At 68.9% G+C, this 14,517-nt stretch carries 12 protein-coding genes and 1 pseudogene; 7 read left to right on the plus strand and 6 right to left on the minus strand.

Translation table 11 applies throughout. The annotated features are described in order from the left end of the window. Positions 1-1,361 (plus strand): efflux RND transporter permease subunit (locus tag QZV94_RS15795; RefSeq protein ID WP_293678862.1); only part of this gene is annotated, 1,361 nt, incomplete at its 5' end. 457 nt (positions 1,362-1,818) lie between these two features. Here the strand turns inward: QZV94_RS15795 and QZV94_RS15800 are convergent. The 5 genes from QZV94_RS15800 to QZV94_RS15820 form a co-directional block, all read right to left on the minus strand. Next, positions 1,819-2,685: an SDR family NAD(P)-dependent oxidoreductase gene (locus QZV94_RS15800; RefSeq protein ID WP_293678863.1), complete on the minus strand. Its 867-nt coding sequence runs from the start codon at positions 2,683-2,685 to the stop codon at positions 1,819-1,821. Between the two features lie 44 nt (positions 2,686-2,729). Continuing rightward, positions 2,730-3,563, minus strand: coding sequence for an oxidoreductase (locus QZV94_RS15805; protein WP_293678864.1), 834 nt, complete (start codon positions 3,561-3,563; stop codon positions 2,730-2,732). 29 nt (positions 3,564-3,592) lie between these two features. Continuing rightward, positions 3,593-4,369 (minus strand): alpha/beta hydrolase, encoded by a 777-nt coding sequence (locus QZV94_RS15810; protein ID WP_293678865.1) that lies wholly within the window; start codon positions 4,367-4,369, stop codon positions 3,593-3,595. A 112-nt stretch (positions 4,370-4,481) separates the two neighbouring features. After that, positions 4,482-5,711, minus strand: coding sequence for a YbfB/YjiJ family MFS transporter (locus tag QZV94_RS15815; protein WP_293678866.1), 1,230 nt, complete (start codon positions 5,709-5,711; stop codon positions 4,482-4,484). 80 nt (positions 5,712-5,791) lie between these two features. Beyond that, entirely contained in the window at positions 5,792-6,724 is a 933-nt protein-coding gene (locus QZV94_RS15820) for an alpha/beta fold hydrolase (RefSeq protein WP_293678867.1), read from the minus strand. A gap of 143 nt (positions 6,725-6,867) precedes the next feature. Between QZV94_RS15820 and QZV94_RS15825 the strand changes: the two genes are divergently transcribed. The 6 genes from QZV94_RS15825 (at position 6,868) to QZV94_RS15850 (ending at position 13,365) form a co-directional block, all read left to right on the plus strand. Continuing rightward, positions 6,868-7,233 carry a hypothetical protein gene (locus QZV94_RS15825; protein WP_293678868.1) on the plus strand — a complete coding sequence of 122 codons (366 nt, stop codon included), beginning with the start codon at positions 6,868-6,870 and terminating at the stop codon, positions 7,231-7,233. A gap of 370 nt (positions 7,234-7,603) precedes the next feature. Further along, entirely contained in the window at positions 7,604-8,281 is a 678-nt protein-coding gene (locus QZV94_RS15830) for a type 1 glutamine amidotransferase domain-containing protein (RefSeq protein WP_293678869.1), read from the plus strand. A 515-nt stretch (positions 8,282-8,796) separates the two neighbouring features. Beyond that, complete coding sequence (locus tag QZV94_RS15835) at positions 8,797-9,234, plus strand: cupin domain-containing protein (RefSeq protein WP_293678870.1); 438 nt, start codon at positions 8,797-8,799, stop codon at positions 9,232-9,234. A 242-nt stretch (positions 9,235-9,476) separates the two neighbouring features. Beyond that, on the plus strand, positions 9,477-9,878 hold the full coding sequence (locus QZV94_RS15840) for a (2Fe-2S)-binding protein (RefSeq protein WP_293678876.1): 402 nt from the start codon (positions 9,477-9,479) through the stop codon (positions 9,876-9,878). Positions 9,879-9,880: 2 nt separating this feature from the next. Then, positions 9,881-12,037 (plus strand): molybdopterin cofactor-binding domain-containing protein, encoded by a 2,157-nt coding sequence (locus tag QZV94_RS15845; RefSeq protein WP_293678872.1) that lies wholly within the window; start codon positions 9,881-9,883, stop codon positions 12,035-12,037. Then, positions 12,034-13,365, plus strand: coding sequence for a cytochrome c (locus QZV94_RS15850; protein WP_293678874.1), 1,332 nt, complete (start codon positions 12,034-12,036; stop codon positions 13,363-13,365). The genes QZV94_RS15845 and QZV94_RS15850 overlap by 4 nt, the downstream gene beginning before the upstream one ends. A gap of 510 nt (positions 13,366-13,875) precedes the next feature. On the opposite strand, the pseudogene QZV94_RS15855 reads toward QZV94_RS15850, so the two are convergent. Further along, a pseudogene (locus QZV94_RS15855) lies at positions 13,876-14,517 on the minus strand (hypothetical protein); the annotation flags it as partial.

The raw sequence follows: 14,517 nt of genomic DNA on the forward strand, positions 1-14,517 counted from the left end.
GCGAGTTCTACATTGCCATCACGCCCAAGCAGGCGAGGTCGATCCACCAGATGGAGGTGATGGACAAGGCCCGCGCTGCGCTGCGACAGGCCATTCCCCAAGCCAACGAGATCGTTGCCTCGGAAGTGCCCTGGGTTTCAGGCGGTGGCATCGGGCAGGCTGCGATCGAGCAGGTGGTGATGGGCCGCGATCTGGCTGAGGCCGAGGCCTATGCGGCAAGGCTGGTGGCGGCGATGAAATCGCGGCCGGAGTTCGCCGACGTCCGGTCCAGCTATGAAGGCGGCCGGCCGGAACTGCAGTTGCGCATCGACCGCACGCGGGCTGCCGATCTTGGCGTTTCGGCGCGCGACCTTGCCAACTCGACCCGGATTCTTTTGGGCGGCGTGGAGGCCGGCACGTTTGAAGAAGGTGGCCGTCGTCACGATGTGAGGGTGCGCCTCGAAGAAGCGCAGCGCCAGTCGCCTGACATGGTGGCAACCCTGCAGACCCGCAGTCTTGACGGCCGGCTGGTCGATCTGGGCCAGGTGGCCGATCCGCGCATCGGGACCGGCCCCGTGCAGATTGACCGCCAGGACCGGGGCCGCAAGGTCTCGGTGCTGGCCAACAGCGCTACCGGAGTGTCGCTGGGGGCGGCCGTGAATGCCATGGACGCCCTCATTGCGGCCAATCCGCCGCCGCCTGGGATCGAACTGGTTCTGGAGGGGCAGGCGCGCCGCATGGCGGAAACCGCAACGGCTATCGGCTTTGCCTTCCTGCTGGCGCTGATCGCGCTCTACATCGTGCTGGCCAGCCAGTTCGACCGCTTTGGCCAGCCTTTCCTCATCATGTTGACGGCACCCCTGTCATTCTCGGGCGCCTTTATCGCCATGCTGATCGGCGGGCAGGAAATGAGCCTGTTCGGCCAGATCGGGCTGCTGGCGCTGATGGGCATTGTGATGAAGAATGGCATCCTGCTCGTCGACCGCGCCAACCAGCTTGTGGAGGACGGGCTTTCGCAGGCAGATGCAATGGCGCAAGCTGCGCCGGAACGGCTGCGCCCGGTGCTGATGACGGCTTTCGCCGCCATTTTCGGGATGATCCCGGTGGCGCTTGCTGCGTCCGATGGTTCCGAATGGCGCAATGCCATGGGCTTCATCGTGATCGGCGGCCTCATCACCTCGACAATGCTGACGCTGATCGTTGTCCCGGCCGCCTGGATGCTGCCGGAAGATGTCGCGCGGCTGTGGCGGCGTACGATAACGCGGAAAGATGCGGGCAAGAGCGATGCGAAGTCGGTTGCTACCCCTGCACCGGCCGAAGGCACGGGTCACGAGGAGGCCGCCTTGCCTCCTGCACGCGCCCGCGCGGCAGAGACTGCCTAGCGGCCAGCGCCGCCGCAAGGGCAAGGAACCCGCTGGACCGTGCCCGACCGGCGCTGTCGGACGTTGTCCTAATCGACGGGTGACGGTCCTTTTTCAGCATGGCCGAGGTCGCAGTCGGTCCAAGGAATCCGCTTCCGTCGCGGAATAGCCAGCGATAGATGCTGGACTCGCCAAAAAAATTTCGTGCTGATTTTCTCAATGAATTCAATAGTGCAGCGATCTGGCGGACCACAGGCCGGCCAGCAGGGCAGGAAAGTTCAAATAGGCGTTTAAAGACAGACAGTTAGGGCATTGTGGAACAATGGAGTGGGAGTAGGCGTCACCTTATAAGCGGGGTCGGGGACAACGGCGCCCCGCGGAGCCGAGCCGGCAAGCGCGCGCCGGATGCTCAGCGGCGACTTTACCGGGGGAGCGCCGGCGCGGCTGTCCTGGCCCCGCCGACGCCGGCCTCCTCGCCTCAAAGGATCGATGGGCCGCTCCCGGGGTAGTCGGTCCCCATCGCCATGTCCCGGCCCGCCTCGAGCTCCGCGCGCAAGACGTCGAACTGGGCGGCGATCCGGCGCTGCGCATCGCTGCCGAGCACGATGCGGCGGCGTGAATCACCATTGATCACCACCTTCCAGATCGCGGCGGCCGCCCGGGCCGGGTCGCCGGGGAACATCTCTGGTGTGGCGCTGGAAACCAGCCGACGGAAGGCGCCGGAGGTGGCCGCATAATCGTCGATCGGCTGGCCGGAGAAGCGGGTGCGCTGCTCGATGGCGGTCCGGAACGACCCGGGCTGCACCGTGATCGCGCGGAGGCCCAGCGGTTCAATCTCCTGCCAGAGCGCCTCGGTCAGCCCTTCGAGCGCGAACTTGCTCGCCGAGTAGTAGCCGGTGGCGGGTAGGCTCGACACGCCGTCCATGGATGAGATGTTGACGACCGTCCCCCGACCGCGCCGGCGCATGCCCGGCAGGGCCAGGCGGATCATCTCGATCACGCCGAACAGGTTCACCTCGAACAGCCGGCGATAATCCTCCTCGCGCTGCTCCTCGATGGCGCCCAGGAAATCGATCCCGGCGTTGTTGACGAGCACGTCCACACCGCCGAAGCGCGCTTCCGAGGCCTGGAGGGTGGCGGCCCGTTGCTCAGGGACGGTCACGTCCATCGCGACGGCGAAGGCCGTCTTCGGGTAGGCGGCGGCCAGCGCGGCCATGCCGGGCAGGGTTGGCGCCGCCAGCACGGTCTGATCGCCATTCTTGAGAACGTGCGTCGCCAGCGCCAGGCCCAGGCCGTTGGAGGCGCCGGTGATCATCCAGGTCCGTGAGGGTCGGTCCGAGGTCATGAGAGGCTCCTTTTGGTCGTTCGCGACGGCCGGCGCGCAGACCGTCAACGGGGTTCGAAGTCGGTGGAGGCGCTGAGGTCTCGCCAGCGCTCGAGTTCGGCCAGGCGGGCCTGGTCGGCGGCGCGGATGATGTCGAGGGCGTCGCGGCCGAGGGGCAGCCGCAGAGGTGGCGCATCCAGGGCCGCCACGGTGAGGATCGCCTGGGCCGCCCGCGCCGGATCGCCGGGTTGACGGCCATCGTACTCCGCCTGCCGCCGCGCCTGCGCCCCGACCACCGCGTCATATTCGGCCCGGCCTGCCGCCAGCTTGGTCGACGATCCGGCGAAGTCCGTCCGGAAGCCGCCGGGCTCGAGGATGGTGACCTTCACGCCGATCAGGGCCATCTCGAGGGCGAGCGCCTCGGCATAGCCCTCGACGCCCCACTTGGCGGCGGAATAGGCGGTCCTTCCTGGGGCGCCGACGCGGCCCCCGACCGACGACAACATCAGGATGCGGCCGCTGGTCTGGCGGCGCATGAGCGGAATGACGGCCCGGGTCACGTGGATCGCGCCGAACAGGTTGGTCTCGATCTGGCTGCGGATGTCCGCCAGCGTCATGTCTTCGGCCGAGCCGACGTCGCCGTAGCCGGCGTTGTTGACCAGGACGTCGATCCCGCCGAAGGCGGACTGCGCCTGCGCGACCGCCGTGTCGGGGGCGCGAGGATCGGTGACGTCGAGCGGGGCCAGGATGACGGACCCGCCGTGGCGGTCGACGAGGTCGCCCAGCCGGCGGGGATCGCGCGCGGTGGCCACGAGGCGGTGGCCGGCCTCGAGCACGGCCTCGGCGAGCGCGCGGCCAAGGCCGCGCGACGCGCCGGTGATGAACCAGGTCTGGGACATGCGAAGCTCCGGTTTGGGCGGTTAGGCCGTCAGCGCGCGGCTGCGGCCGTCTCGATCAGGTCGGCGACCGCGTGCGGGTGCGAGATCATGACGACGTGCGACGCGCCAGGAATGGTGACTACCTTCCGGGCCTGGGCGCGCCTGGCCATGAACGCCATGGTCTGCGGCGGAATGTTGCGATCGGCCTCGCCCCAGATCCACCACGAGGGGGTGGCCTTCCAGGCGGCGCTGACGGAGGCCTCGCCGCCTGCGGCTTCGGCAAGCGGTCGCTGTTCGACGGCCATGCGCCGCGCGCGATCGACCGGCACGTCCGCGGCGAACTGGGCCCCGAAGAGGTCCTGCTGGATGTAGAGATCGGCCCCGGCGCCCGGTAGGGGCGCGCGCGGCGCCAGGGCGGCCGACAGGGTGCTGCCGGGGAATTTTCCGGTCAGGCCGAAGCTGGTCTCGCCGATATCGGGCGCGAAAGCGCTGACATAGACCAGCGCCTTGACGTTCGGCGCATCGGACGCGGCCGCCGAGATCACCGTGCCGCCATAGGAGTGGCCGACCAGCACGACCGGTCCCTTGACCGACGCGACCAGTGATCCCACCGCCGCCGCGTCGACGGCGACGCCGCGCAGCGGGTTGGCGGCGGCCACCACCGGGTAGCCGTCCTTCAGCAGTTCCGCGATGACGCCGTCCCAACTGCTGGCGTCGGCAAAGGCGCCGTGAACCAGAACGATGGTCGGCTTGAGGTCGGCGGCCTGAGCGCCGGTCGCCGCAAGCAGGGCCAGGACCCCCGCCAGCCAGGAATTGCGGATGAGCATCGGATGTCTCCCTTGTCAAACGGCCGGGCAAGGCGCCGCTTGGCCTGGAGAAGAGGATCGGGTGCGGAGGCCTGTCCCGAAATTGGACCTAGGTGTCGCAGACACCAAAGACTTAGCCCGCTGGCATGGTCGGCTGGCGCCGCCGAAGTGCGACGCCGCCCACAAGGTCGATGAGCAGCGCCAGGACCAGCGCGCCCGCGCCCGTCATGAACAGCAAGGCGTAGTCCCCATTCGTGCGGCCAAGCAGGTAGGCGAGCCCGTAGGCGGCGACGGCCTGCGCCGCGGCGAAGGCCGTGGTCGCCATGCGCCAGGCCGCCTTCTGGGCGGCGAGGCCAGGGCCGGCCAGTTCATGCACCCGGCCCAGGACGAGCGGGACGATGCCGGGTGTGGCGGCCCCCATGAACAGGCTGGAGGCGATCAGGGCGGCGGGCGCGTTGGTGATCGCCGGCGCAAGGGTGGCCAGCGCCTCCAGGAGCAGAACGAGGCGCAGGGCCGCGCGATAGCCGGCGCGGTCGGCAAGGTGGCCACTGAGCAGGGGGCCGACCACGGCGCCCAGGCCGAATACGATCCAGTAGAAAGCGCCGGCGTCGATCCCCTGGCCCAGGCCGTGCGCCACGAAGACCGACAGGAAGACCATGTGCGGCACTAGGCCGACGGCGTTCAGGCCGTAGCCGGCGTGGAGCAGCCAGAGCCGCGGGTTGCGGCGAGCCCGCCGGCGCAGCGGTGGCGCGGGGCTGCCGGCTGGCGCGCTCGGCCACCCTGTCCAGGCCGCCAGCGTCAGGATCGCGCTGGCGATCCCGAGGCCGATCCACGCGGTCGGCAGGCTGTCGCGCAACAGGAGCGGGACCAGGGTGCCGGAGGCCGCCACCCCGAGGCCCACGCCCATGAAGATGAAGCCGCTCGCCAGGCCGCGTCGCGACGGCGTCAGGTGGACGAGGATGGTCGGCGCCGCCAGGATCATGATCACCCCGCCGCTCACGCCGGAAATGAGCCGCCAGGTGAAGAACCAAGCGAAGCTCACGGGGACGGCGCATGCGAAGAGCGAGAGCGCACTGGCCGCCATCATGATCCGCAGGGCCGCGATGGGTGGCCGTCGCGCGGTCATGGGTCCCGCGACAAGTACCCCCAACAGGTAGCCGCCGAGGTTGGCGGCCGCCAGATAGGTCGCGGCGTCAGCGTCGAACCAGCCCGCCGCAATCACGGCCGGGAGCAGGGGCGTGTAGGCGAAGCGGGCGAGGCCGATGCCAATCAGGCACGCGCAGGCGCCGGACAGGATCATCCGCCAGGCGGGCGGTGGACGCGGTTGGGGCTGGGCGTCGTCGTGCGAGGCAGGGGTGGTCATCGACGCGATCCGATCGTCATGGATTTCGTAGCCCCATGCGCGAGCGCGGGCGATGGGTCGCCTCCCAGCGGCCCGGCAGGTCAGCGCGGCAGGCGGTCGAGGAAGTGGATTGCGAGGCCGGCAGCCTCGTCGAGGCGCTCGTCCAGCGCGAAGTGCCCCGCCTCCAGCAGGTGCAGTTCCGCCTCTGGGAGGTCGCGCCGATAAGCCGCCGCGCCCGGGACGATGAAGGAGGGGTCGTAGCGGCCCCAGAGGATCAGGGCGGGCGGACGGTGGGTCCGCATCCAGGCCTGCCACGCGGGATAGGCAGCCACGTTGGTCTGGTAGTCATACAGCAGGGCGCCCTGGATCTCCCGGGACCCAGGCCGGGAGAGCATGGCGAACTCGTCGATCCAGGCGTCGGGGCTGTAGCGTTGTGGATTAGGGCTGCCGGCGATATGCCGCTGGCGCGCGCCGTCCAGCGAGGTGAAGGCGTCGAGTTGGTCCTGGTGGCCCTCCGGGTCGCGCCAGAACTGGGCGATGCCCGCCCATTTCGCGCCGAGGCCGTCGCTGTAGGCATTGGCGTTCTGGATGATCAGGCCCCGCACCCGCGCGGGGCGAGCGGCCATCACCCGGAAGCCCACCGGCCCACCGTAATCCTGCAGATAGAAGACGCCATGGTCGACCCCGAGCTTGTCGAGGAGGCCTGCGATCGTCTGAGCCAGATGGTCGAACGTGTAGGCGTACTGCGACGGCGACGGCGCGTCGCTGTGCCCGAAGCCGGGGTAGTCCGGCGCGATGACGTGATAGCGGACGGCGAGCAGCGGGATCAGGCCTTCGAACATCCGCGACGACGACGGATAGCCGTGCAGCAGCACGATGGTCGGCGCATCCTTCGGCCCGGCCTCCCGGTAGAACACGCCGACGCCGTCGACCATCTCGCGATGATAGGTGGTCGTCGCCGAGGTGGAGGGCAGAGGCGCCGGGGCGCCTGCCGCGAGCGCGGCGGCCATGGCGATTGCAGGCAGATTGGCCATGAGAGCTCCTTGGGTTCCCCGGAGATCCGCGCCTGCGCGGCGGGACGCTGGACCGACGTGATGGAAATGCGCTTCGCGGCGCTCGACCGTCAGCGTGTCGGTCTTGACCCGATCATCAGAGCCGAGAGCGCGCGCGCCGACCATTGTACCAAGGTATCGAGGAGACCAAGGTATCGCCGCGAGGCGTGTACACCGCGGCCGGAACAGCCAACGTTTTGGGTGCGGCCTTCCGAAAGCTCGATGTCACGACGCTCGACCCGGGCCTGTTGATGCGGTCAACCGAACCCACGCCGTCCTCGTCGCAGGCGCGGGCCGAGGCCGCTCTCCCGCTTGCCCAACAGCTCCGCGCAGACCTTCTAGAGATGATGGGTCTAGCCCAGGGCGATCTGACCAATATGCGTCCCGAGGCCCGCGCCGACCTCGAAAGGCAGATCGCCCGGCAGGTGCATGGCCAGGTGTTGGCTCAGCCCGAAGTCCGGTCAGGCGCGTACGTGGACCTGAAGGCTTGATCACGACTTCGGCCAAGTTCCCTCTGAGCCTGTGAGACTGGCGCGGCGCACGCCAAAGGGCGCCGCGGGCTCGGATCGCGAGAGGTTCGGGAAGAGCGCCTGGCGGGCATCCTCGTAAGCTTGCCAGTCGGCGGCGCCGGGCAGCGTGGCCCAGGACCAGCCCATCGACGCGGTCCGGATCTCGTTGGGTGCGACTTTGGTATCGCCGATACCTTCGCCCAATAGCCACTCGGCCAAGTGCTGCCTAGGTCTCCCCCGTTCCTTCGGGACCATGGGGTGGCTGCGCGAAAGGCCTACGCCGCGAGGGCGCCCGTGACCGCAAATCCGAGGCGGCAAGTTCCCGCCGCGCAGCGACAGATGGAGACTGCCAATGAAGATTCTGATGATCCTCACCTCGCACGACACGTTGGGCGACACCGGGCGGAAGACAGGGTTCTGGCTCGAGGAGTTCGCCGCGCCGTACTATGTGTTCAAGGACGCCGGGGCCGAGGTCACGCTCGCCTCGCCCAAGGGTGGCCAACCCCCGATCGATCCGAAGAGCGACGAGCCCGGAAACCAGACCGCGCCGATGGCGCGCTTCAAGGCCGACCCGGAGACCCAGCGGGTGCTGGCCAACACTGTGCGGCTGGACTCGGTCTCGGCCGGGGACTTCGACGCGATCTTCTACTCCGGCGGGCATGGACCGATGTGGGATCTCACCGACAACCCAACCTCGATCGCCCTGATCGAAGCTTTCTGGAAGGCCGGCAAGCCGGTGGCGGCCGTGTGTCACGCGCCGGCCGTCTTCCACAAGGTCATGATCGACGGCGCGCCGCTGGTGAAGGGCAAACGGGTGACCGGCTTCACCAACTCCGAGGAAGAAGCCGTGCAACTGACGCATGTGGTGCCATTCCTCGTGGAGGACGAACTCAAGCGTCTGGGAGGCCTCTACGAAAAGACCGATGACTGGCTGCCGTTCGCGGTCGTCGATGGGCGCCTGGTCACGGGCCAGAACCCCGCCTCGTCGACCGTCGGCGCGCAGGAACTGCTCCGCCTCCTGAAGGCCTGATCCCCCGCCGCCGGAGCGGGATCGGCGCGCGCCACCCCGCGCACTTTCCCGGGTGGACCGTGGCCGCAATGCAGAGACCATCGCGGCGTATTCCGCGGCGGTCGTTTGCTGTGGGCCGGCGGGCACGAGCACTACCAAGGCATGGGAGATGCCAACGTCCAGTAGAAGGCGCGCTGATGGTCGGCCAATTCTTCTCTGCCAGAAGCTTCCAGTGACCTCTGCGAACGCGCCAACCGCGCTCCGGAGGACGCCGACTCCGATGCCGCCGGCGGGTTGCGACCCGCGCGCATCGCAGACGCAAACGGAGACAGCGCGATCCAGGGATCGCGCCTGGTCCAGTTGCCGCTGGGTCTGAAGGGTCCGCATGCGCGACCCGTAGGCGGTCTGAGGTGCGACTTCGGCGGCCTTCCGGGGATCGGACGAAGGTATCGGCGACACCAAAGTCGGATCGCGCCTCCGGCGGCGGTGGGCCAACTGTTCCAGCTCGATGTCCAGCGACGGATGGAGGGATGGCGATGCTGAGGACCCACCAGCGGGATCAAGACCGCTTCCATTTCATCCGGCCTGAGGACGTCGAGTGGCGTCCGTTTCCGGCGTTTCCGCCAGAGGCGCGCCTCGCCGTGCTGGTGGGAGACCCGACCCAGGCGGGACCTTATGTCATCCGCGTGAAGCTGCCGGCCGGCGTCCGAATGGCGCCGCATCGTCATCCGGAAGACCGGCTCTACACGGTCATATCCGGGGTCTTCCACATCGGTCTGGGCGAACGCTTCGATCCCGACAGCCTGCAGGCCTTCGGTCCAGGGAGTGTCGTCGTCCTGCCCGGCGGGCAGTCGCACTTCCACTGGGCGAAGGACGGCGACTACGTCACCCAGGTCACCGCCCTTGGGCCCCTGGGCCTCGACTACGTCGAAGCCTTTGACGACCCTCGACGCCGGCACGCCGGCGCGACTTGAAGGGGAGCGCATGCCCCGCGTGTTGGTCCCCCCGCGATACCTTGGTCCAATTGCGGACGGCTTGGGGCTGGCTAGCTTTCATTGGCGCGATGCTGCGCGCGGATGACCGCGGCGACGCGCAGGGTTCGTCGGCTCGTGCACCCCGAGGTGGGGACCGATCGGCGGCGACGGAGGTGGATGTGCTGCAGCCCAGGACGCTCCAGATCAACGGTGAGGCGCGGACCGTGACAGCGCCCGACGACATGCCCCTGCTTTGGGTTCTGCGCGACATCCTGGGCCTGACCGGCACCAAGTTCGGGTGTGGCATCGCGCAGTGCGGGGCCTGCACCGTGCATGTCGGTGGCGCGGCCGTGCGGTCCTGTCTTCTTCCCGTGGGCGCGGTCGGGGCGCGACCCGTCACCACCATCGAGCGCGTGGGGGAGACCGAGGCCGGTGCGCGCGTCCAGGACGCCTGGCTCGAACTCGAGGTCGTCCAGTGCGGCTACTGCCAGTCCGGCCAGATCATGTCGGCGACCGCGCTGCTGAACCGGATCCCCAAGCCCGACGACGCCGACATCGACGCCGCCATGGCGGGCAACATCTGCCGCTGTGGCACCTACATCCGGATCCGCGACGCGATCAAACGCGCCGCCGCGAGGGCGTAGCGATGACGCGCGATGTCTTGTCCCCCGGCGTCTCGCGTCGGGTTCTGCTGGGCGCCGGCGTCGGTGGGGTGCTTCTAGTCGGCCTTCACCTTCCGACGGGGGGTCGCAGCGCCGCGGCCCAGCCCGGCACGCCCTTCAACGCCTTCATCCGCATCGACCGTGAGGGCGCGGTGACCCTTGTCATGCCGCAGGTCGAGATGGGACAGGGGGTCTACACGTCGATCTCGATGATCCTGGCCGAGGAGTTGGACGCGGATTTCGCTCGGGTCCGGGTCGAGCACGCGCCGCCGGACGAGGCCCACTACACCAATCCGATGCTCGGCGTTCAGGCGACCGGGAACTCCAACTCCATCCGCGGGTGGTGGATGCCGCTGCGCAAGGCCGGCGCCGGGACCCGGGCGGTCCTGGTCCAGGCGGCGGCCCAGCGTTGGGGCGTCGCTCCCGGCGCCTGCCGCACGGAAGCCGGCCAGGTGATCCATCCCGCGAGCGATCGCCGCCTAGGCTATGGCGACCTTGTCGGCCGGGCGGCCGCGCTGAAGGTCCCCTCTGATCCGCCGCTGAAGACCCCGGGCGAATTCCGGCTGGTCGGCAAGCCGCTGAAGCGGCTCGACACGCCGGAGAAGGTCAACGGCAAGACCGTCTATGGCATCGACGTGCGGCCGCCCGGCTGCAGGTACGCCACATTGATGGCCAGCCCCGTGAAGGGCGGCACGGTCGCCAGCGTCGATGACGCGGAGGCCCGGCTCGTGCCAGGCGTGCAGCAGGTCGTCGTGCTGGACGACCTCGTCGCCGTGGTCGGCGAGCACATGTGGGCCGCCAAGCGGGGCCTGGAGGCGCTCAAGATCACCTGGAACGACGGCCCGAACGGCCAGGTCGATTCCGCCCAGGTCTGGGCGCAGATCCGCAAGGCGAGCGCGCAGGAGGGCGTGGTCGCGAGACAGAGGGGCGACGCGGACAAGGCGCTGGCGGGAGGTCAGGTCGTCACCGCCGAATTCGAGATGCCGTTCCTGGCGCATGCCGCCATGGAGCCGATGAACTGCACGGCGCTTGTCACGCCCGGCGGTTGCGAACTCTGGTTGGGCGCCCAGGCCATAACCCGTGTGCAATCCCATGTGGCCCAAGCGCTCGGACTTCCGCCGGCGAAGGTGAAAATCAACCAGCACCTGCTGGGCGGCGGCTTCGGACGGCGGCTCGAGGCCGACATGGCGGTCAAGTCCGCTCGGATCGCGCAGAAGGTGGATGGCCCGGTGAAGGTCGTCTGGACCCGGGAAGAGGACATCCGCCAGGATATCGTGCGCCCCGTCTACCACGACCGGATCTGGGCGAAGCTGTCGGGCGATCGCATCGTCGCCTGGAAGTACCGCATCACCGGCTCGGCGGTCATCGCGCGCTGGCTGCCGCCGGGCTACCAGAAGGGCGTCGACCCCGACGCGGTCGATAGCGCCGTCGACATCCCCTACGACGTCCCCGACCTGCGCGTGGAGTATGTGCGCGACGAGCCGCCAGGGGTGTCGACCGGGTTCTGGCGGGGCGTGGGCCCGAACAACAACGTCTTCGCCATCGAGAGCTTCATCGATGAGCTTGCAAAGAAGGCGGGCAAGGACCCCGTCGCCTTCCGCCGCGCGAACCTGGGCAAGAGCCCGCGGCTGCGCGCCGTTCTCGACCTGGCCGCCGAGCAGGCCGGTTGGGGCTCGCCCCTGCCGCCGCGGTGCGGGCGAGGCGTCGCCACTCAGGTGTCGTTCGGCAGCTTCATCGCGACCGTGGTGGAGGTCGAGGTCGACGAGGATGGCGACATCCATCTCAAGCGCGCGAACATCGCCGTCGACACCGGGATCGCGGTCAATCCCGACACCATCATCGCCCAGCTGCAGGGCGGCCTGATCTTCGGTCTGACCGCGGCGCTCTATGGCGAGATCACCCTGGACAAGGGACGGATTCAGCAGAGCAACTTCCACGATTACCGCATGCTGCGGATCGACCAGACGCCGCCCATCGCCGTGCATCTCGTCAAGAGCGGCGAGCCGGCCGGCGGCATCGGCGAAGCCGGAACCACCGCGGCCTTCGCCTCACTCCGCAATGCGATCTACGCGGCGACCGGAAAACCGCTGCGGCGCATCCCGTTCAACCGCGAACTCCTGGCCAAGGGGGCGGGCGCATGAGCCGTCTTCGCCGCGCATCACTCATCGGCCTGGCGGTCGTCGTGATGGCCGCCGGCGTGGCCGCTTGGCTGGTGTTGCCCACCCGCTCCATGGCGTTCGCAGGCGGATCGGCGGTGAGTCTGGCCAGTTACAGAGGCCCGGATCCGACCGGTGTCCCGGCGGAATTGCGCGGGGCCGACCTGGTCACCCGCGGCCGCTATCTCGCCACGGCGGCGGATTGCGCGGTCTGCCATACTGCGCCCGGAGGCGCGACGTTCGCGGGCGGGCTGCCATTCAAGACCCCATTCGGCACGCTCTACTCGCCCAACATAACCCCGGACCGCGAGACCGGCATCGGGGCCTGGAGCGAGTCCGATTTCCTACGCGCGGTGCACGAGGGCGTGGCGAAGGACGGCTCGCGCCTCTACCCGGCGTTTCCCTATGAAGCCTATTCGCTGATGGCGGACGCCGATGTCCTGGCGATCCGTGCCTACCTGTTCAGCTTGGCGCCGGTGCGCAACACGCCGCCAGCCAACCAGCTGATGTTCCCGTTCAATCAGCGCCCGTTGATGGCGATCTGGGGCGCGCTCTACAATCCAGACCAGCGCTTCCGACCCCACGCCGACCGCAGCCCGGCGTGGAATCGCGGCGCCTATCTGGTCGAGGCGATGGCGCACTGCGGCGATTGCCACACGGCGCGCAACCTCGCCCAGGCGCCGGACAACCGGAAGAAGTTCGGCGGCGCGGTAATCCAGGGCTGGCGCGCCTACAACATCACCCAGGACCGCACCTCCGGTGTCGGCGCCTGGACGGATGCTGAACTGGCCGCCTACCTTCGCGAGGGCCACGTGCTGGGCCGCGGGGCCGCCGCCGGGCCGATGGCGGAGGCGATCAACGCCAGCCTCTCGAAGCTGGCGCCCAGCGACACCCTCGCGATGGTCGCTTACCTCCGGACCATCCCTGCCATCGGCTCGGGCGACCTGCCGGCGCCCAGGACGGACCTGGCCTCCGATCTGCCCAAGGAGATGGCTGCCGGAGACGATCGGCGCGGCCGCGAGGTGTTCGCAGGCGCTTGCGCCAGTTGCCACGGCTGGTCGGGCAAAAGCCCGCTCTTCCCGCACGCCAACCTGACCGGGGTCCGAGCGGTCAACGACCCCAGCGCCATCAACGTGGCGCAGGTGGTGATCAACGGCGCCCGGCTCGGGAGGGCCGGCGGGGATGTGGTGATGCCGGCCTTCGGCCAGACCTACTCCAACGCGGAGATTGCGGCCGTCGCCAACTACGTGACTGCCCGCTTCGGCTCGACCCGTTCGGAGATCACGGCGCGGGACGTCGCCAGGCTGAGATAGATCGGCGATCCCGTTGTTCGCTCCTCCGGCGCCGGATCGCCGGCGCCAAAGTCCAAACGGCCCGAGAGCCCCCAACCCCGCGCCCGTGGGTCAGCTCGGCTCGAGGGAGAGGATCAGGCTTTGGGTGGCGTAGGCCGTGATGGTGTCGCCGACCTTCATCCTGGCCATCGCTCTGGACGGTGGCTTTGCTCTGCGCTTCGGCAGCGGACGCGCCGATAAGGCTGAGTGCAGCCAATACAGATGCTGCGCCGGCATTCAGGCTGATGGGTCTCATTGTCGTCATGTCGTCTCCGCCGGGCTGCGCGGCGTTCGCGCGCCGCGGATTCAGCACGCTTCACCAGCCTTGAGCTTCACACCCGTGCACGGCCGGCGATATCAGCAGAATCCCGGAGAGGCCGTGGAGACTGCCCGGAGCCCGTTCAGGAAGGGGCGGTCCCGATGTGGCGGCGTTGGCGCGCAGGGCGCCGCATTCGCATCCGGGCGGAGGGCGGGCGCTATCGGCGAGCGGGCTCACGAGCGCTCGGCAGCCGTCGACTTGGGCGCCGTTTGCAGGCGATCAACGGGCCGCCCTTGACGCAGGAATGCGGGGGGTCGGGAAGGCTGTCGCGAAGAGGCCGAACAGGAGTTCGGTTGCTGGCTACGAGACGCTTCTGATCTTGGACCGAGTGCAGCGATCGCGGCCGCAGCTCGGGCTGAGCTGACTTTGGGCGTCCCATCGAAGGTAATGCCGAACTCCGCACGCTGGGCCTCGCAATAGCGGGGCTGGGAGACGCAGGCGTCGTCGATCTGTCCTATGAGGTTTTCCAGGCTCTTGACGACCCGGCCCATCCGCCAGTGCCGGTAGCTTTCGTCGCCCTGCCAGGCGACCCCTCTCGGATCAAGAAACAGGCAGGGGCGGGGTTCGCGCAGGAACTCGTATATCTGGCTGCTGGCGTCGCCGACGTACACCTGGGCGAGCCGAGTGTAGGTCATGTCGATAGAGGCGGAGGTTCCGCCCAGATCGATGTGTATGCCGGGATGCCCGACGAAGCGGGTCAGTTCGCGGACGCAGCCCGGCCGGCGACCGGCGAAGAGCCTCAGGTGCGGCGCGAAGATCAGATGGTAGCGCTCCTGTTCGCCGAAAGCACGGAGGACCTCCAGCCCCCAAAGCTG

The sequence above is a fragment of the uncultured Phenylobacterium sp. genome (assembly GCF_902826855.1).
Taxonomy (GTDB): domain Bacteria; phylum Pseudomonadota; class Alphaproteobacteria; order Caulobacterales; family Caulobacteraceae; genus Phenylobacterium.

Excerpts from the sequence above, each read along its gene's own strand:
- QZV94_RS15800 (WP_293678863.1), bottom strand. The coding sequence starts at position 2,685 with ATGACCTCGGACCGACCCTCACGGACCTGGATGATCACCGGCGCCTCC.
- QZV94_RS15805 (WP_293678864.1), bottom strand. The coding sequence starts at position 3,563 with ATGTCCCAGACCTGGTTCATCACCGGCGCGTCGCGCGGCCTTGGCCGC.
- QZV94_RS15810 (WP_293678865.1), bottom strand. The coding sequence starts at position 4,369 with ATGCTCATCCGCAATTCCTGGCTGGCGGGGGTCCTGGCCCTGCTTGCG.
- QZV94_RS15815 (WP_293678866.1), bottom strand. The coding sequence starts at position 5,711 with ATGACCACCCCTGCCTCGCACGACGACGCCCAGCCCCAACCGCGTCCA.
- QZV94_RS15820 (WP_293678867.1), bottom strand. The coding sequence starts at position 6,724 with ATGGCCAATCTGCCTGCAATCGCCATGGCCGCCGCGCTCGCGGCAGGC.
- QZV94_RS15830 (WP_293678869.1), top strand. The coding sequence starts at position 7,604 with ATGAAGATTCTGATGATCCTCACCTCGCACGACACGTTGGGCGACACC.
- QZV94_RS15835 (WP_293678870.1), top strand. The coding sequence starts at position 8,797 with ATGCTGAGGACCCACCAGCGGGATCAAGACCGCTTCCATTTCATCCGG.
- QZV94_RS15840 (WP_293678876.1), top strand. The coding sequence starts at position 9,477 with ATGCCCCTGCTTTGGGTTCTGCGCGACATCCTGGGCCTGACCGGCACC.
- QZV94_RS15845 (WP_293678872.1), top strand. The coding sequence starts at position 9,881 with ATGACGCGCGATGTCTTGTCCCCCGGCGTCTCGCGTCGGGTTCTGCTG.
- QZV94_RS15850 (WP_293678874.1), top strand. The coding sequence starts at position 12,034 with ATGAGCCGTCTTCGCCGCGCATCACTCATCGGCCTGGCGGTCGTCGTG.